This window comes from Glaciibacter superstes DSM 21135, assembly GCF_000421145.1.
GTDB classification, from domain to species: domain Bacteria; phylum Actinomycetota; class Actinomycetes; order Actinomycetales; family Microbacteriaceae; genus Cryobacterium; species Cryobacterium superstes.
Map to the genome: position 1 here is coordinate 185985 of NZ_ATWH01000011.1, position 16656 is coordinate 202640.

At 65.9% G+C, this 16656-nt stretch carries 18 protein-coding genes and 1 pseudogene; 7 read left to right on the forward strand and 12 right to left on the reverse strand.

Translation table 11 applies throughout. The annotated features are described in order from the left end of the window. Positions 1-84: 84 nt before the first annotated feature. From K323_RS0116095 to K323_RS30900, 9 genes and pseudogenes are all read right to left on the reverse strand, one after another. Positions 85-684, reverse strand: a complete 600-nt coding sequence (locus K323_RS0116095; protein ID WP_022886297.1) for a hypothetical protein — start codon at positions 682-684, stop codon at positions 85-87. A 9-nt stretch (positions 685-693) separates the two neighbouring features. After that, positions 694-1128, reverse strand: coding sequence for a single-stranded DNA-binding protein (locus K323_RS0116100; RefSeq protein ID WP_022886298.1), 435 nt, complete (start codon positions 1126-1128; stop codon positions 694-696). A 65-nt stretch (positions 1129-1193) separates the two neighbouring features. Beyond that, on the reverse strand, positions 1194-2966 hold the full coding sequence (locus K323_RS0116105) for a type IV secretory system conjugative DNA transfer family protein (RefSeq protein WP_022886299.1): 1773 nt from the start codon (positions 2964-2966) through the stop codon (positions 1194-1196). Continuing rightward, the gene (locus K323_RS0116110; protein WP_022886300.1) at positions 2963-3541 is read right to left on the reverse strand and encodes a hypothetical protein; all 579 of its coding nucleotides are present in this window, start codon (positions 3539-3541) and stop codon (positions 2963-2965) included. Before K323_RS0116110 ends, K323_RS0116105 begins: the two co-directional genes overlap by 4 nt. Then, a complete protein-coding gene (locus tag K323_RS0116115) occupies positions 3538-5031 on the reverse strand; it encodes an ATP-binding protein (protein ID WP_022886301.1) in 1494 nt (497 codons plus the stop codon). Before K323_RS0116115 ends, K323_RS0116110 begins: the two co-directional genes overlap by 4 nt. Further along, positions 5028-5297, reverse strand: a complete 270-nt coding sequence (locus tag K323_RS0116120) for a hypothetical protein (RefSeq protein ID WP_026851743.1) — start codon at positions 5295-5297, stop codon at positions 5028-5030. Before K323_RS0116120 ends, K323_RS0116115 begins: the two co-directional genes overlap by 4 nt. Continuing rightward, positions 5275-5598 carry a hypothetical protein gene (locus K323_RS0116125; RefSeq protein ID WP_026851744.1) on the reverse strand — a complete coding sequence of 108 codons (324 nt, stop codon included), beginning with the start codon at positions 5596-5598 and terminating at the stop codon, positions 5275-5277. Before K323_RS0116125 ends, K323_RS0116120 begins: the two co-directional genes overlap by 23 nt. After that, entirely contained in the window at positions 5598-6572 is a 975-nt protein-coding gene (locus K323_RS0116130) for a ParB N-terminal domain-containing protein (RefSeq protein ID WP_022886302.1), read from the reverse strand. Before K323_RS0116130 ends, K323_RS0116125 begins: the two co-directional genes overlap by 1 nt. A 4-nt stretch (positions 6573-6576) precedes the next feature. Continuing rightward, a pseudogene (locus tag K323_RS30900) lies at positions 6577-7450 on the reverse strand (hypothetical protein). Here K323_RS30900 and K323_RS26690 point away from each other — a divergent pair. Then, positions 7449-8399: a sensor histidine kinase gene (locus K323_RS26690; protein WP_022886303.1), complete on the forward strand. Its 951-nt coding sequence runs from the start codon at positions 7449-7451 to the stop codon at positions 8397-8399. The pseudogene K323_RS30900 and the gene K323_RS26690 overlap by 2 nt on opposite strands. A 555-nt stretch (positions 8400-8954) precedes the next feature. On the opposite strand, the gene K323_RS0116145 is transcribed toward K323_RS26690, so the two are convergent. Both K323_RS0116145 and K323_RS0116150 read right to left on the reverse strand, forming a co-directional pair. Then, positions 8955-10853: a heavy metal translocating P-type ATPase gene (locus K323_RS0116145; RefSeq protein WP_026851745.1), complete on the reverse strand. Its 1899-nt coding sequence runs from the start codon at positions 10851-10853 to the stop codon at positions 8955-8957. Between the two features lie 338 nt (positions 10854-11191). After that, entirely contained in the window at positions 11192-11497 is a 306-nt protein-coding gene (locus K323_RS0116150; protein ID WP_022886305.1) for a metal-sensitive transcriptional regulator, read from the reverse strand. Positions 11498-11606: 109 nt separating this feature from the next. Between K323_RS0116150 and K323_RS30560 the strand changes: the two genes are divergently transcribed. From K323_RS30560 to K323_RS0116175, 6 genes are all read left to right on the forward strand, one after another. Further along, complete coding sequence (locus K323_RS30560) at positions 11607-11792, forward strand: hypothetical protein (RefSeq protein WP_084697391.1); 186 nt, start codon at positions 11607-11609, stop codon at positions 11790-11792. A gap of 17 nt (positions 11793-11809) precedes the next feature. Next, positions 11810-12196 carry a thioredoxin family protein gene (locus K323_RS0116155; RefSeq protein ID WP_022886306.1) on the forward strand — a complete coding sequence of 129 codons (387 nt, stop codon included), beginning with the start codon at positions 11810-11812 and terminating at the stop codon, positions 12194-12196. A 184-nt stretch (positions 12197-12380) separates the two neighbouring features. Next, positions 12381-13808 (forward strand): MBL fold metallo-hydrolase, encoded by a 1428-nt coding sequence (locus K323_RS26695; RefSeq protein WP_022886307.1) that lies wholly within the window; start codon positions 12381-12383, stop codon positions 13806-13808. Positions 13809-13887: 79 nt separating this feature from the next. After that, a complete protein-coding gene (locus K323_RS0116165) occupies positions 13888-14676 on the forward strand; it encodes a sulfite exporter TauE/SafE family protein (protein WP_022886308.1) in 789 nt (262 codons plus the stop codon). A gap of 29 nt (positions 14677-14705) precedes the next feature. Next, a complete protein-coding gene (locus K323_RS26700; protein WP_022886309.1) occupies positions 14706-15278 on the forward strand; it encodes a DUF4395 domain-containing protein in 573 nt (190 codons plus the stop codon). Positions 15279-15292: 14 nt separating this feature from the next. Next, positions 15293-15673, forward strand: coding sequence for a rhodanese-like domain-containing protein (locus K323_RS0116175; RefSeq protein ID WP_022886310.1), 381 nt, complete (start codon positions 15293-15295; stop codon positions 15671-15673). Positions 15674-15809: 136 nt separating this feature from the next. Here the strand turns inward: K323_RS0116175 and K323_RS0116180 are convergent, their stop codons facing one another. After that, positions 15810-16646 carry a universal stress protein gene (locus K323_RS0116180; RefSeq protein ID WP_022886311.1) on the reverse strand — a complete coding sequence of 279 codons (837 nt, stop codon included), beginning with the start codon at positions 16644-16646 and terminating at the stop codon, positions 15810-15812. Between the last annotated feature and the right edge of the window lie 10 nt (positions 16647-16656).

Sequence of the window (16656 nt, forward strand, 5' to 3'; positions counted from 1 at the left end):
TCGGCAAGACGCGCAATGATTCTGGCTTGGGATGGCATCCCAGTCTCGCGCTATGGACGATCGAAGCTCACATCCACGCGAAAACTACGGCCTAGGATCCACGGCGAGCTGTGCGTAGAAGGCGTCCTCCGCAGCGCGACGCCGAGCGATGTCGTCACGGACAAACTGCACGAAGTCCTCGTCCCGATTGGTGATCGCCGATTCCTCGACAGTCGGGGCGGGGTCTTCGCCCGGCCACGCGGCCTGCCGCGTTGGCCGGTCGCTGTCGAGGCGGGTGCCGCAGGCGGCGACCCAGTCATGCAGCCGTTGCTTGGCGTCAGCGAAGTCGCGGTGCCAGCCGATCGGGGCCGAACCGTGCTGCTTCGGCTCGTATGCGCTCAGCCAGTGTTGGCGCAACGCCGACAGCTCCCAGATGAGTTCGGGATGCCGGTGCCACAGCGGTGGGATGACGCCCACGCTGAGCCCGTAGGTGTGCCGCAGCCAGTTGATCCAGGCGTTCAGCTCCAGCCATTCGACCTGCGCCTCCTCGGCGGTGAGCAGGTTCCAGTTGATTGGTCGCGGGGGCTCCGGGGTGTGCGCATCGTCTTCGCCGGGTGCGGCCATCGGCTCGGGCTCGGGTTCATCGGCCGGCGGCGGCTCGAAGTCGAAGCCGGGGATGGCGAGCGTGTTGTCGTCGAGTGGCATCGCCGGACCTCACAGCGTGATCGGGCGGCTCGGCTTCGCCGCCGCCGCGGCGTCCGGGGCAGTTTGCTCGATCCCCGCGCCCTGACCGCGGCTGCGGTCGATGGCGTAGATCGACCGGGCTGCATCATGTCCGAGGCGCTTGGCGACGAACTCCTCACCGGTGATCGTTTGTCCATCGCGCTCGTAGGTGTACGGGTGCACGTAGCCCTCGGCGACGAAATTGTCACCCTTGGCGAGCTGCGCGAAGGCCCGCTCCGCACTCCGGCGGTACATCACGAGGTCGTGAAACGTCGTCTCCTGCTGCGTGAAGCTGCCGTCGGGATTGCGCTCGAAATGCTCCTGGCCGATACGCACGTGCAGACGTGCTTCGCCGTTGGCATTGAACGAGAGCTGCGGATCAGTGGCGATGAATCCCGAAAGGGATTGCTGGGTGTGGATCGCCATCAGAGATGCTCCTTGTCTAGTCAGGTGACCCAAATGGGTCTCGGCTTGCTAGACAGGTGCGCGCGTCATCCCCGGCGGAGCAGCCTCTCGACCCCGGCTCGTTGCGCGCTCAGCTCGGCGGCGTCGGGGCGCGCAGTCCACTCGCGCATCCGGGTCACGATGGGCGGCGCGGAGCGCAGCAGCACGAGCGCCGTGCCGTAGGGCAGTGTGCGGATGACGTCGGGCGGCATGATCGGCACGCGCCGCGTCGAGCGCTGGTTCGAGCGCAACCCGCGCTCGCCGATGGTCACGGAGTCGGTGGTTTCATCACGGTCGCCGATGAGGGTGGAGAGATCCTGGAGGTCGCGGGAGCCGGATGCGCCGCCGAGCACGATCTTGGCGATGCTGGCATCCCAAATGGCTGTCGCCGCATTCTCGCCCCAGCGTTCGCGCGCCTGGGCCATTGATTGCAAGACGGGCATCACCGTCAGCCCGGTGCCCCCTCCCTCGGCCATGAGTACCGGGAGTGACGGCAGGGGTGCGAGGTTGCCGATCTCATCGAGCGCGAGCAGCACCGGCGGGTCGAGTCGCGCGCCGGGTGAGCGCGCGGCGAGACGGCGCGCGGTTTCCACGAGGTCTTCGACGAAGGCTGCGACGAGCGCCGACGATGCACCGGCACCGGCACCCGTTGCCAGCAGGTAGAGCGTGCCCGAGTCACGGAGAAATGCCTCGGGATCGAACTGCTCGTCCTCGCTCGGGCTGACTGCTTCGAGTACTCGCGGGTCGGCGAGCGCTGCCAGAGCCAACGAGACCCCCTGCCAAATCGAGTCGCGCGTGCGCGGGTCGGAGTGGAGCATCGCGTCGAGCGACTCCGCCCAGCCGGTCGCTGCACCTGAGGAGGCGGACAGGATGGCGACGGCATCCGCTGCCGCCGCGGGATCGAGCGTCCAGCGGAACAGCTCGGCGGGTGGCCTGCCGTCGAGGGCGGCCGCGTGCAGCAGCGCTTGAAGTGCGGTGCGGGTCTTTCCCTCCCAGAAGCCGCCGTTCTCCACAGCGGGGCCGGAGAGCCCGGTGCCCGCGGCGAGTCCGGTGGCACGGATCATCGCTGTGAGCGGCAGTTCGCACCCGCGCACCGGATTCCAGCGCAGTCCGGCAGGTACGCCCGCGGCGAGCCGCTGCGGATCGAACACGGCGACCGGCCCGCGCCGCGAGCGTGCGCGGAGCGTGGCCGTGAGGTTGTCAGGGCGCGTCGAGGTAGTCACGACAGCGCCGGGGGCATCGAGGATGCTGTTGATGACGATGTGCGTACCCTTGCCAGAACGTGGCGGCCCGATGAGCAGAATGGAGTCCTCCACCGAGGTCCAGACCCGCTTCCCGTGGGCGGTGCCGATCAGATAGCCGACGTCCACGGGTCGGGGCTTATCGAGCGAGGGACGAAGGATGCCCGCGCGGGTGAGCAGCGCGCGATCTGAGGCGGAGCGCACGATGTCGCCGGTCTCGGCGATGCCGATGATCTTGTTCGGGTCGGCTTTCGAGCGACGGCCCAGCTCACGGACGAATCGCCAGAGAAACCATCCGGCGACTCCGGCACCCGCGACCATCACGCCGGCAGTCAGCCAGTAGGCCACGGGATGAAGGGTTTCCGAGCCGAGTGCTGAGCCGGGGTCGTCGGCGTGGAAGACGACGCCGAACCCGGCCTCAAGGCCCGCCGTCGGCTGTGCCGCTCCCGTCAGGAACGCCGCCACGTTGCCAGCGAGCCGCAGTGCTCCGGCGAGCGCCATCGCACCGATCAGTGTGCCGAGCGTGAGGTTTGTCAGCTCATCGCCGAACGAGCCCGATCGCGTCGACGCGCTGCTCACGTGGGCTGCCCGACGATGCAGGTGCCTGACATGCGCCCGAGCAGGATAACCTCGCGGGTGGGGCTGAGGTCGAGTAGTCCCGGCTCGATCAGTGATCGGGCGGAGCCTTCGCTCTGCGCGTCAGTGTGGCGGATGATGATCGCCACCGCGACCTGCTCGCCGGGGATGAATCCCTCGTGGCCGTGTACAGCCAGCAAATGCGCAGGTATACCCGCGCTCGGTTCAGCCGTCACCGGCGCCGGTTCCTCGCCTGGCTCTGTCGCCAGGGTGCCCAGGATCGGCTGCGTCACGATGTCGGTGTAGACGCTGCCATCCTGCTCGTTGATGACCACGCGGACGGGCGAATGGCGCTGCTCGATCACCTGGCTGATGACCTGCGCGAACGAGTGGCGCTGCCACCGCGGGGCGAAGGTCGGCGAGTCGAGCTGCTGCCCATCGACGGCGACGCTGAGCGTTGCGTCCGGCTGGACGGTTATCACGATGATCGGAAGCACCGGGGGTACTCGCATGGGCGGCGTAGCCTCGGTCTCGCTGCTGGAGAGGGGCTTGCGTCGCTTCGTCAGTGTGCTGCTCATCGCACGCCTCCTGTCATCCGGATGGTCGTGTCGAATGCCGCCAGCTCGGCGGGGTGGAGCTGGTGCTGCACGACGAAGCTTCTGTCCTTGATGCGCCAGAGTCCCTGTCCGGTGCCGAGCCCCGGCAGTAGCCCTTGCTCGGTGCCGGTCAACCCCAGCGCGCTCGCCGTTGCGCCGAGCTGGTCGGACTCTTGACGGTAGATGATCCTGGTCTCCGCGTTGGCGAGCAGCGACGACGCGAGCGCGCGCATCGCAGAACCCTGATCGCCCACGTTGTCGAGGTCGCTGAGCTTGTGGAAGATCAGCATGTTGGCGATGCCGAAGTGCCTCGCCAACCGCCACTGTGCATCCATTCGCCGAAGGAGCGCCGGGTGCGACATCAAGCGCCAAGCCTCGTCGTAGATCACCCATCGCTGACCGCCTTGCGGGTCGAGCAGCGCCGACTCCATCCACGCGGATGAGCAGGTCATCAGCACCGAGACGAGGGTCGAGTTCTCGGCGACGCGCGAAAGATCGAGCGAGATCATCGGCAGGGACGGGTCAAACTTCACCGTGCTCGGCCCGTCGAAGAGGCCCTGGAGGTCACCAGCGACGAGCCGCCGCAGCGCGTGACCGACGACACGACCGTCTTCGATGAGGCGGCCGTCGACATCGTTGTCGACGGCCGGTGAGAGGATGCGGTCTACGACCATTGGGAGGATCGGAACGTCGGACGATCGCACGGCGTCGGCGAGGGCGAGGTCGATCGCGGTGTGCTCCAGCGGCGTGAGCGGTCGATCGAGCACCGTCTCAGCGAGCGCACCGATGAGGTCGCGTCGCCTCGAGGTGACCTGGCTTAGCCATTCGGTGTCGCTGAGCCCCGAGGGGCGGTGGCCTTCATCCAGCGGGTTGAGGCGGTTCGGCATCCCGTGTCCGAGCACGATGGCCCGGCCGCCTACGGCTTCGGCGACGGCTGTGTGCTCACCCTTGGGATCTCCGGGCACGTAGACGCGGCGGCCGAATGGGATGCTGCGGGTGTAGAGGCTCTTCGCCAGTGACGACTTGCCCGAGCCCACGATCCCGGCAAGCACGATGTTCGGCGCGGTGATGGCGCCTCTCGCGTAGAGCACCCACGGGTCGTAGACGAAGGATGCTCCAGAGTAAAGATCTTGTCCGACGAAGACACCTTGTGATCCCAGTCCGCCCTCGGCGAGGAACGGGTACGCGCCCGCGAGCGTCGCACTCGTGTCCTGGTGGCGTGGGAGGCGGAACTTGCCCGGCGTGCGTAAAGCGGCGGGGCGGGCCTCGCCCGCGCTCGGCAGGTAAGTCGTCGCGCGTTGCGTATCGCGCTCGGCTTCCCACTCGGCCCGGGCCTGTGCCTGGTGTGCCTTGCGGTCGTCGGTAGCGATTCGCTGAGCCGCCTGTCGCCGTGCCTTTCGCACCGATCGACGCTCGTTCGCCGGGTCGAGCAGCACTGTCGTGTGGAGGCGCTCGCGCTCGTCGTCGTTCACAGCGACAGCCCCCGCCGTTCGGAGAGCGCACGATGTGCGAACCGGTCGCCGTCGCCCAAGAGTGCCCGCGGCGTTCGCTCGGGCGAGGTGCCTCGGCGCTCCGCAGCTGGTGCCCACGCGACGCGACCGGAATGCTGGGATGCTTGATCGACGGCCAGCTCAGCGCGACGCACGAGACTCGCCGCCCGCCGAAGCGAGTTCGCGGCGGCGAATGCCTCCTCTACGCCCGCCCAGTGGTCGCCGCTATCGGTGTGCGCCCTGCGCATAGTCGGTTGGTTCGTAGTCGCTCGCCGTATCCCAGGCGAACAGTGACTCGGCGACGGCGCGCACGAAGCCCTCGGCATCCGCTGTCGAAGGGATGCCCGGCAGCGAGGGAATCGTGTCGGTCGGCGTCGGGATCGCGGGCGCAGGCCCGGGAGTTTCATGGGGTACATCGCTCGCCGTGGTGGGTGCGGATCGCGGAGCGAGGAGCAGCCCATAGAGACCGACACCGACGAGCACCGCGAGCACCGCGGCGGCGACGGCGAGGACGATGATGAGGCGGCGGGGGAATCGAGACGGCGGCATTAGGCGCTCTCCTTTGACCGTAGCTGGCGGGCTTCTCGCGCGGCAGCGAAGAACTCGTTGGTGGCCGCGACGGTCGTCTCGACATGCGCCCACTGCGCCGCGCTGAGCGCGGGGCCGACTTCTTCGGGGTCGAAGTGTGCCCACCAGCCGTCGAGGTCATCCCAGGTGAGGGTGAAGGCGCGCAGCGGATAGTGCACCGGCGCGGCTGGCGCGACGGAAGGATGCACGCCGCGCTTGCGCCCTTGTTTCGCTCGCTCCAGCGCCTCGACGGCAAGCTGCTCCAGATCGGGCGGCTCGGGTTCGTCCTGTGGAATCGCGAGCATCGCGTGGGTGCGGGCATGCGCGGCCGTGATCGACGCTCCGGCCTCGATTGACCCCAGCTCCGAGCGCGCAAAGGCACGCACATCCTCGGGCTGCTTCGGGTCGTTGGCGATGCGCTGGAGGTCGTTGATCTGCTCCAGGCTTGTGTACGACTTGCGGCCGGTGACCATCATCGCGGCTTGTATGCGCGACTTGCCGGAGGCCCCGATTAGCGGTGGTGCCGTGACGGCACCACCGCTCGTTGCTGCGATCTTCCCGCTTGCGCCGAACTGCGTCGTCTCCTGCCGACGTGCGGCGTCCTCCGCCATGAGCACCTTCAGCTCGCGGTACAGCGCCGCCGCCTCGATCTGCGTGAACGGCTTGTGCAGCACGTTGTCGGCCTCCTCGGCCATGAGCCGCTGCAGCCGGTCGGAGATGCCCGCCCGCACGAAAACGTTGACCGTCTTGTACCCGAGCTGGTACAGCGCGGCGAGGCGGCGTGCGCCGCACACGAGCAGGCCCTCGGGAGTGACCGTCGGCGGCTGCAAGAGCCCCTCGCGTTCGATTGAGGCAGCCAGTGCGTCGATGTCGCCCAGCTCGGTGCGGTGACGGCTGCCGACGACGATCGAGTCGATCGTGCGCTCCAGCTCGATGTGCCCGGTGTTCGCTCTCATTCCGTCACCTCGCTCTTGCATGGGTCGGGGCGGCGAGTCCGACGAGCAGCACGAGGTCGTCATCGGTGAGCAGCGACCGCAGCGGCTCGCCGATGAGTAGCCGCAGCAGCACGCCGCGGCCGACCGCGGTGTGGGTCTGGTCGGGGTCGGGATTGCCGAGGATGGCGCGCAGCAGAGAGTGCCATGAGGTTGAGGGGATATCGAGCAGCGCGCGGGCGTGGAGGTCGCGGCGCAGCGACTCGGCGGCGCTCGCGCGGGAGGGCGCTTCGCTCAGCCGCATGCAGATGTACTCGACGGCGGTGCGCGCGGTGCGCTCCGGCCAGCCGAGGAGGGAGAGCAGGGCAATCGCGTCTTCGAGCGCCCTGACGATGCCGGTCGGTCGTTCGTCGTTCATGGCGTTGTCGTCGACTTCCTCGTTCGGGGCGACACGGAATGCCTCGTGGTAGTCGATGAGCGGGTTCTCGCGATCGCTGAACCGTTCGGCATCGTGGAAGCTCGAATACTGTGGTCGCCGCGCCTGGTGTGGCGAGCAGAGGAGTCCGTTCGCGCGTTCCTCCAGCGATCAGCGTGACCTGGACGGCCCGCGTGATCACCGCCCAAGGATCGTTAGCGTTGCGCACGGCGGGTGTCCGCATTGCGTCGAATGCCGCGCCTGCGGCCTCCCACTGGTCGAGACCGTGCTTTCGTGCGAGTGCCACGTACCGAGCTGCCGTGTACTCCATGAGCGCCGTGGCATCCGGGTCGCGACGCCAGGCACCCTCACCCTCGCGGTGCAGGCGGATGAGCAGTGCGCGCAGTCCCTCCGACGTCTTGAACGCCGGGGATGAGTCGTGCTGGTCGGCCAGGTACGGGCCACCTCTTGATGGGGAGGTGCGCATGTCGTCGCCGGCAGCGGTGCGGCTCAGTTACCCGGCGCAGGTGGTCACGGACGCCGCAGCAAGGCAAGTCGGCGGCCTTTTCGCGGTCGCCGCCATCACGGTCGTGATGGCGGGCCTGGTCGCGTTCGTATTCGCGTCGGGGGTGACGCGCCGGCTGCGGCTGCTCCAGACGGCCACCGAGCGGCTCGCGAGGGGAGACCTGACAGCCAGGGCCGACGAGGGCCCCGGCGTGCCGGAGGTGCGCTCACTCGCTCATTCGTTCAACGTCATGGCCGAGCGCCTGGCGACGCTCCCCGGGCTGCAGCGCTCGGTCGCCTCCGACGCTTCCCACCAATTGCGCACGCCGCTGCGACTGCGGCTCGACGGCGCTCGCGTGCTCATCGACTCGGATCCCGGTGCGGCAGCGGACCGGCTCAGGGCCGCCGACGCCGAGCTCTATCGCCTGAGTTCCCTCATTGAGGGCCTGCTCACACTGAGCCGCGCGGAGGCGACGTCAGCGCCGGTCGGAGTGCGCGACGTGGCCGTGATCGCACAGGAGCGCGTCGAGCAGTGGCTGCCACTCGCGCAGGAGGCCGGGGTCGTCATCCGATACAAGGGTCCGGCTCATTCACTGGCGGTGGTTGTCGAGACAGCGGTCGAGCAGATCATCGACAACTACATCGACAACGCCCTCGGTGCGAGTGTCGCTGGGTCAACGATCATTGTTCACGTCGAGCCAGGCGATTCGGTGGTCGTGCACGTGCTCGACGAGGGGCCCGGGCTCTCGCCCGAGCAACGTCAGCGGGCATTTGATCGATTCTGGCGCGGGTCTTCCCGCGGCGAGGGCAGCGGCCTCGGCCTCGCGATTGTGGCACAGCTCGCCCGGGCAAGCGGCGGCTCCGCGCGACTCGAGCCTCGCCCCGACGGCGGGCTCGACGCATCCGTCACCCTGCCTGCTGCACCGCGCTGACACGCACCGCTCCCTCGGGTGCGTCCCCACATACTCTGTGTGCCGTGTCGAGTCGGCCATCATCGGATACTCCTGGCTGCAAAGCGTCTACTTCGGGCTCGGCGCGATTGAGTTGATTCTGGTTCTTGCCCTTCTCGGAATTGCGCCGGCATTGGCAACGTCATGGAATCGACACATTCCTCCGGGCCGATCGGACACGCCCGACGAGAGCCATTCTCGAAGTCGCTGACGCACTGATCGGGGACTAAATGGGCGACCGGATCAGGCTGCGGGACCCCGCCGAGCTCCCCATCACGTACCGTGAGCATCGGACGGTCCGTGACGCTGGTCGCGTGCCTCGCATATATGGCGGCGCATGAAGCGACTAACGGAGCCGTTTTGCAAATACTGACCAAGGTGAAGCCGTCTTATGCGGTGCAGCTTCGTTCCTGACGAGCGGAAACCAGGCGTTTCCCACGCGTCGGAGCGCAGAGGTTGTCTCTCTCGCCGTCCAGTGTCAGATTGAACCACGTTTTTGATCAAACTGCTCCAGCTGCCACGACATTTGACGTTTCGTCAGTCTTTGATGTCGACGTCGGCTCGGGGGCTTCGGTCGGGCTGCGCTGCGTTTCTAGCCGCTTCCCGTCGGTCGAGTCGACCTCCCACAGCGCGTAGGGCGGCGAGGATCGTCGCCAGATCAACCAATTCCTGAATGAGCGCTCCAGCGGTCGCAGGGATCAGCCCGAATGCGGCAATCAGCATCAGCCCGGCCGAGATTGCAATGCCCAGCCAGATGCTTTGCAGGGCAATACGAACGGTGTTACGTCCGATATTCACGGCGAGGGCGACGCGGAAGATATCGTCGATGAGGATCACCGCATCCGCCGATTCGCTGGCCGCTGTTGCACCCTTGGCGCCCATCGCGATGCCCACGTCCGCCGCCGCGAGCACGGGCGCGTCGTTCACTCCGTCGCCCACCATAATTACGGGTCGCTCTGCGATAGCTTTGACTTCCGCCACTTTGTCTGCTGGCAGACATTCCGCACGCACCCGGGTTATCCCTAGCTCCGACGCGATGTGTCGCGCCGTCTCGGCGGCATCTCCGGTGAGCATCATCGACTGCCCGACGCCCAGAGCCTCAAGTCGTTGCAGCGTGGCTTTCGCATTGCCCCGTAGACGGTCGCTTGCCACCAGCGCTCCGGCGTACATCCCGTCGATAGCCACATAGATGGCCAGTTCGCCGGGCGCGATCTGGGTGCGCCGCGCATCCGAAGCATGATCGGCCACGAACGCGAACTTGCCAACCACGACCTCGCGACCGTGAATCTGAGCGACCACGCCATTTGTCGCGGCCTCATGTGCCGAATCTGCTTCGCGCATGGTGAGCCCTCGGCCTGTGGCTGCGGCGATCATCGACGCCGCGAGAACATGCGAAGAGTACTGCTCGGCACTTGCCACGTAGGTCAGGACTTCGTCGGCTGTGAACGGATGCTCGGCGCGCACCTGAGTGAGGATAGGCGTTCCGTGGGTGAGGGTGCCGGTCTTGTCGAAGACGACCGTCTGCGCCGATGCCAGCTTTTCAAGCACCCCGCCGCCCTTCACGATGACACCGTTGCGGGCTGCCCGGCTCATGCCGCCGATGAACGCCACCGGCGCCGCGATCAGCAATGGGCACGGGGTCGCCAGTACCAGTACCTCGGCGAATCGCACAGGATCACCGCTTAGCCACCAGGCGACCGCCGCGAGCGCCAGCGCGAAGATCGTGAACGGTACGGCGTACCGGTCGGCGAGCCGAACTACCGGAGCCTTGCTTTCAGCAGCCTGGGCGACCAAGGCGACAATCTGCTGGTATTGACTGTCCGACGCTGTGCTCGTGGCTCGAACCTCCACCGCCTGCTGACCGTTCACAGCACCGCTGAGCACAACGTCTCCGACCCCCTTCTCCACCGGGATGCTCTCACCGGTGATCGAGGACTGGTCAAGGGCGGTTTCGCCGGAGAGCAGCACACCGTCGACCGGTACGATCTCCGACGGTCTCACGAGCAACACATCACCCACCCGCACCTCATCGACCGGCAGGTCGCGATAACCACCCTCAACCGCTTTGTGCGCGAGCTGTGGTGCGCGGGAGAGCAGAGCGTCCAACTCACGTTTGGCCCGCCGGTTCGCATAGTTCTCCAAGGCTTCACCGCCGGTCAGCATGAGAACAACGAGCAGCGCCGCAACATACTCGCCGACCACGACCGTGGAAACGATGGCTGTCACGGCGAGGACGTCGAGTCCGAATTCCCGCCGAAGCATTGCCCGCACCATCCATACGGCCTGCCACGCGGCGACCGTTAGGGCATATGCACTGAACAACCACTGCACGAGCCAGCCAGCGCCGGTGAGCGCAAGGAGAATCCCGGCAAAACCCACAGCAATCGTGAGCGTGACCAACCAATATCGCCGAGTAAGGCCGAAAACCTGTGACATGAGACCAATCATCTCGGATATCGACATTGGCACGGTGTGATTGACGTAACACCTTATCCGCGCACCCGTGCGACGAGACCTGCGCCCAGTCCTGCGCTCGTTCCTTCACCCCGACCAGAGTGTTGGTGTCTTATCCACAAGGAGGCAACTGCGTGTCTATGGCACGAAGGCGACGGTGCCGCTGCGTTCCAGATGAAGCGACTGGCCCGTTGCTCCAGAGCATTGGGGAAGCACGACGACCCTTACTAACCTGCAGCACTGTCATGCCGCCAGACGCCACACCGGCAGTCTTCACGTTGCGAGATTTTCATCAGAGTGACAACGGCACATGTCAGGCCTCAAGCAAGCGACAGGAACAGTTTCTCGAGCTCCTCAGGCTGTGGGGTGGTTTCGTCGTCGGGATTGGTCAGGCATTCCCGGAGTGCGGTGGAGATGACGAGGAACCCCGCACGGTCGAGCGCCTTCGAGACCGCGGCGAGTTGTTGCACAACGTCTCGGCAGCCCGCATCCGCTTCGACCGCGGCGATCACTGCGTTCAGCTGACCTTGGGCGCGGCGTAGCCGGTTGACGATCTTGCGCTTCGCCTCGGGGTCGTGGTCGTGGTCGTGGTCGAACGAGGTAATGCCGCCTGTTTTCGCTGTCACGTCAATCCTTTCGCTGGGTCGAGTTGACAACCATGATACCCCGGGGAGTATAGTCAGGTAACGCGATACCCCCCAGGGTATCCATTCTTGAGGTGAGAGGAAGTCTTGGATGTGCCGAGCAGTGAAGTGTCGTACGTGTGGCAAGACCACGTGGGCCGGGTGTGGTGAGCACGTGTCGACGGTGAAGGGGAGTGTATCTGCCGCTGACTGGTGTGGGGGTAAGCACACCCCGGCACAGGTCGAGGCGGCGAACGCCAACCGGGGCGGTTTCTTTGCGCGTCTGTTCGGACGCTGAGCCCGAAGGAGCATGCGATGACTACTAAAGAACTCACTCATGAGAATTTCGACAACGCCGTAGACGGCACGGGCATTGTCTTCGTCGACTTCTGGGCGGTGTGGTGCGGACCGTGCCGTACCTTTGCACCGACGTTTGAGGACGCCGCAAAACGACACCCGGACATCGTGTTCGGCAAGGTCGACACCGAAGCCGAGCAGCAGCTTGCAGCACGGTTCCGAATCACTTCCATCCCGACCCTCATGGTTTTCCGCGACGGCATCCTCGTCTTCGCGCAACCCGGGGCGCTCCCGGCACCAGCCCTCGAAAGCCGTATCGATGGCGCGCGAGCGCTCGACATGGACGATGTGCGTCGCCAGCGCGCCGAGCTCGACGCTGCCGAGCGCGCCAACGCACCGGCGTAGCTGCACGGCGCCTCCCACTCAGCACAGAACCTATACCGAAAGAATCACGACCATGTGCGCACGAACCACCTGCCAGAACTGCGGCCGCCCGACCTGGGCGGGCTGCGGAGAGCACATCGAGGAGGCCCTTGCGGGCATTCCCGAAGCCGACCGTTGCAAGTGTTAGACGAAAGGAGCACCCACCATGCTGCTGGAACGAATCTATGACGCGGACCTCGCCCAGGCGAGCTACTTCATCGGCTGTCAGGCGAACGGCGAAGCGATCGTGGTTGACCCCCGTCGCGACCTCGACGTCTACCTGAACCTCGCCGAGAAGAACGGGATGAAGATTATCGGGGTCACCGAGACGCACATCCATGCTGACTACCTCTCCGGTACCCGTGAGCTCGCTGCGAAGACGGGCGCGCAGATGTACGTCTCGAACGAGGGCGGCCCCGACTGGACCTACGGGCCTGACTTCGACGGGGCCGAGCGCATGAAGGATGGACACGAGATCGTCCTCGGCAATATCACGCTGCGGGCCGTACATACCCCCGGTCACACCCCCGAGCACATGAGCTTTCTGGTCACCGACGGCGCGCTGACGAACGAGCCAGGCTTCATGCTCACCGGTGACTTCGTCTTCGTCGGCGACGTCGGCCGACCCGACCTTCTCGATGAGGCCGCAGGCGGCATCGACACCCGCTTCCAGGGAGCGAAGGACCTCTTTGCAAGCCTGCGTGATCGCTTCCTCACCCTCCCCGACTACGTACAAGTGCACCCCGCGCACGGATCGGGCAGCGCATGCGGCAAAGCGCTCGGGTCAATCCCCAGCTCCACGGTCGGCTACGAGAAGGCGTTCTCTTGGTGGGCCGAGTACCTGAACTCGAACGACGAGCAGGGCTTCATCGACGAGTTGCTCACCGGCCAGCCCGACGCCCACGCCTACTTCGCACGAATGAAAAAGCAGAACAAGGTCGGTCCTGCGTTGCTTGGCGAGCAGCCGGAACTCATCGAGTACACGGCCGCGCAGTTGCTTCCAGAACTCGAGGCCGACCGCGTGATCTTCGTGGATACTCGCCACAACAGCCTCGTGCGCGAAGGCACGGTCGAGCGCTCGCTGAACATCCCTGGCGTCGATGAAGCAGCGAGCTTCGGCGCCTGGGTCTACAACCCGGAGATCGAGGACCGCCCGCTCGTGCTGCTCGCCGCATCCCGAGACGAAGCCAGGGCGACGCGCGACCACTTGGCGCGGGTCGGCATCGACCAGGTTCAGGGCTACGTCACCTCGCTCGAAGGTCTTGAGCTCGTGCGACCCCCGCTGATCCGGCCGGAGGAGCTCGACGGGTTCGAGCGAGTGATGCTGCTCGATGTGCGCAACAAGACCGAGTTTGCGGAAGGGCACCTGCCCGGTGCGACCCAGCTCTCGGGCGGCCGGGTGCTATGGAACCAGCACCAGCTGCCACGACACGGCACCATCGTCAGCTACTGCCAGAGCGGTGTGCGCAACAGCGTGGCCGCGAGTGCACTCCGACGCGAGGGCTTCGATGTCGCTGAGCTCGACGGGAGCTATGCCGCCTGGGTCGCGAAGGCCGGTAACACGCCGGTCAGGGTTCACGCCGAGGCAGCGTGACTGACGCTTCACGGCGAGGGCGACCCGTGCGGTCCCGCATCCGCCCCGACCCACCCCGTCGCCGACGAGTCGAGCCGCTGTGGAGTTGACCCTGGTCATCACGCTGTTGCTGGCCGTGCTCGTTGGAGTCTCTCTCGGGCTTCTCGGCGGGGGCGGATCAATCCTCACCGTCCCGATTCTCAGCTATGTACTCGGTATGGAGCCGCGTGCCGCAATAGCGTCTTCGCTGTTCATCGTCGGCGTGACAAGCGTGGTGAGCGTGCTCTCCCACGCCAAAGCACGCCGCGTTCGGTGGAAGATGGGCCTGATCTTCGGTGTCGCCGGCATGGTCGGAGCCTTCGGAGGCGGCCTGGTTGGAGGTCTCATTCCCGGTGGAGTGCTCATGGTGCTCTTCGCCGCGATGATGGTCGCCACCGCAACAGCGATGATCCGCGGTCGGAAGCAAGCGTCGACCCCCGAAGGCGAGCACCGGTCGCCGCCCTTGGTGCGGATCATCCTCGACGGTTTCCTCGTTGGTCTCGCGACCGGGCTCGTCGGCGCCGGCGGCGGGTTCCTCATCGTTCCCGCGCTCAACCTTCTCGGTGGTCTGCCCATGGCGGTGGCCGTGGGCACTTCGCTGCTGGTCATCGCGATGAAGTCGTTCGCCGGTCTCAGCGGTTATCTCTTCTCCGTGCAACTGGACTGGCCGATCGTGATTGGTTTCACCGCCGCGGCAGTTGCCGGCTCCTTCGTCGGAACCAAACTTGCGGGGATGGTCCCCGAGCGTTCCCTCCGTAAGGGGTTCGGGTATTTCGTCCTCGCGATGGGCATGTTCGTGCTCGTCCAGGAGGTACCGCCGTTGCTCGCTTCGCTCCGTCTTGACATGTGACCCGCCTCACCCTGAGAAAGAAGACCCCGATGGATGACCGACCCCTGCACCCACCCAGACTCGGAACGATCGTGTCCGGCTACGAGATCCCGGTGATCAATGAACGCGCGGTACGCGCTGCGGCCGGCCTCCTCTTCCTCGGTGGGATCATCGCCTACGGGTTCGCCATCTCCGCCGGTTCCCCGAAGGCACTCCAACCGTTCGGCATCCTCTTCATGATCGACATGATGTTGCGTATCAGCCTGGGCGACCGCTGGTCGCCCAGCCTCGCACTCGGGCGGCTCATCGTCGGCAGGCAATCGCCCGAATGGGTCGGTGCCAGGCAGAAGGAGTACGCCTGGTGGCTGGGCTTCGGCCTGGCACTGGTCTCCTGCGCGGGCATGGGCCTCTTGGCGGCTCCCTTCTGGATCACCCTGGTACTCTGCGGCCTTTGCTTACTGCTGCTGTTCATCGAGACCGCGTTCGGCATCTGCGTCGGCTGCACCCTCCAGTCGCTGTTCGACAAGACCGCACCCCGGTACTGCCCGGGAGACAGCTGCGGCACTGATCCGGCACACACTCACCTCTCGACATCCTCAAGCGCGACCCCATCAACCCGGTGAAAGGAAACCACCCCATGCTCCGTACAGCCATTGCTTCGATCTCGGCCATCACGATCCTGCTAGGACTCGTTGCCTGCGCTCCCTCATTAACGCCTGCCACCGCGCCGACTGTGTCCGTTGCCGAAGACACGATTGTGATCGACGTTCGCTCGTCAGAGGAATATGCGACGGGGCACCTGGAGGGGTCGCTGCTGCTCGACCTCAACAGCGGAGACCTCGCGAACGCTCTCCCCACCCTTGACCCCGACGTCGAATACCTGGTCTACTGCCGCTCTGGAAACCGGGCGGGTCAGGCCGCCGCACTGATGGAGCAGGCCGGCATCAGCGACGTCACCAACCTCGGATCGGTCGAGGACGCGGCGGCCGCCACCGGACTTCCCATCACAACCCGCTGACCGCCTGGCATGGTGCCCAGTGTCAGAGCCGTCGCGGCTTGATGCCATCGACAGTCAGCGGCTTCCGCAGCAGCGGATTGTCGAGCAGGTAGATCTGCCCGACTGACAGGCAATTGCCGCGGGATCCAGGCGCCGTCTATACCGAGACCTGCTGCTTGGCCTTCACCGGGGCTTGGACAATGATCGGCACGCCGGCGCGCTGCAGCAACCCAGAAGTGACACTGCCAAGCACAGCTGCCTGAAGAGTGGGTTGACCGCGCGTCGCCATGACCACCAGCACGTCCCGCCGGCCCTCAAGGTAGCGGGCGATAGACGCGACCGGGTCACCGCGCAGCACCTCCCAATCCACCCGGATTCCGTACTCTCGTTCCTGATCGCGCGCGTGCCCCCGCACGTATGAATCCTCCAATATGTCGGAGGATGCGAGCAGCGGATCCATTCTCGCGTTGGCCGGAAGGACCTGCACCACCATCAGGGTCGCCTTGAGAGAGCGAGCCCAGCCAGCTGCCTCTGCCTCTATGGTTTCCGAGAGCCTGGTGCCGCCTAACGGAAGCAGCACCGTGGTGATCTGGACCGGATCATGCTGCTCGTCCGCGTCGCCACTTGGCCGATAGACGAGCACCGGGACGTGACCGGCGCGCACGACATCGCGAGCGACGCTTCCCAACAAGGCGTTGAGACGGTCGCCGCGTCCGTGGGAGTTGATCGTGACGAGCGTGCCAGGGATACGTTTGACTTCATCAAGGATGTCCTCGGCGACGTTGCCGCGGCTGCTGACCGAACGGCCTTCGACGCCGAATCGGGCGGCCAGAGCCTGCACATATTTCTCCACTTTCGCCTTATTCGCGTCCTTCTCGATGACGCGTAACAGCGTCAACTTTGCGCCCGTTGTCGTGGCTATTCCGAGGGCGTAGGGAATGACTTCCTCGGAGAACGTTGAACCATCCACCGGCACCACGATGCGGTTGTACATGAGCGACCCT

Excerpts from the sequence above, each read along its gene's own strand:
- K323_RS0116155 (WP_022886306.1), top strand. The coding sequence starts at position 11,810 with ATGACTACTAAAGAACTCACTCATGAGAATTTCGACAACGCCGTAGAC.
- K323_RS26690 (WP_022886303.1), top strand. The coding sequence starts at position 7,449 with ATGTCGTCGCCGGCAGCGGTGCGGCTCAGTTACCCGGCGCAGGTGGTC.
- K323_RS0116130 (WP_022886302.1), bottom strand. The coding sequence starts at position 6,572 with ATGAGAGCGAACACCGGGCACATCGAGCTGGAGCGCACGATCGACTCG.
- K323_RS0116095 (WP_022886297.1), bottom strand. The coding sequence starts at position 684 with ATGCCACTCGACGACAACACGCTCGCCATCCCCGGCTTCGACTTCGAG.
- K323_RS0116180 (WP_022886311.1), bottom strand. The coding sequence starts at position 16,646 with ATGTACAACCGCATCGTGGTGCCGGTGGATGGTTCAACGTTCTCCGAG.
- K323_RS30560 (WP_084697391.1), top strand. The coding sequence starts at position 11,607 with ATGTGCCGAGCAGTGAAGTGTCGTACGTGTGGCAAGACCACGTGGGCC.
- K323_RS0116120 (WP_026851743.1), bottom strand. The coding sequence starts at position 5,297 with ATGCGCAGGGCGCACACCGATAGCGGCGACCACTGGGCGGGCGTAGAG.
- K323_RS0116100 (WP_022886298.1), bottom strand. The coding sequence starts at position 1,128 with ATGGCGATCCACACCCAGCAATCCCTTTCGGGATTCATCGCCACTGAT.
- K323_RS0116125 (WP_026851744.1), bottom strand. The coding sequence starts at position 5,598 with ATGCCGCCGTCTCGATTCCCCCGCCGCCTCATCATCGTCCTCGCCGTC.
- K323_RS0116110 (WP_022886300.1), bottom strand. The coding sequence starts at position 3,541 with ATGAGCAGCACACTGACGAAGCGACGCAAGCCCCTCTCCAGCAGCGAG.
- K323_RS26695 (WP_022886307.1), top strand. The coding sequence starts at position 12,381 with ATGCTGCTGGAACGAATCTATGACGCGGACCTCGCCCAGGCGAGCTAC.
- K323_RS0116145 (WP_026851745.1), bottom strand. The coding sequence starts at position 10,853 with ATGTCACAGGTTTTCGGCCTTACTCGGCGATATTGGTTGGTCACGCTC.
- K323_RS26700 (WP_022886309.1), top strand. The coding sequence starts at position 14,706 with ATGGATGACCGACCCCTGCACCCACCCAGACTCGGAACGATCGTGTCC.
- K323_RS0116175 (WP_022886310.1), top strand. The coding sequence starts at position 15,293 with ATGCTCCGTACAGCCATTGCTTCGATCTCGGCCATCACGATCCTGCTA.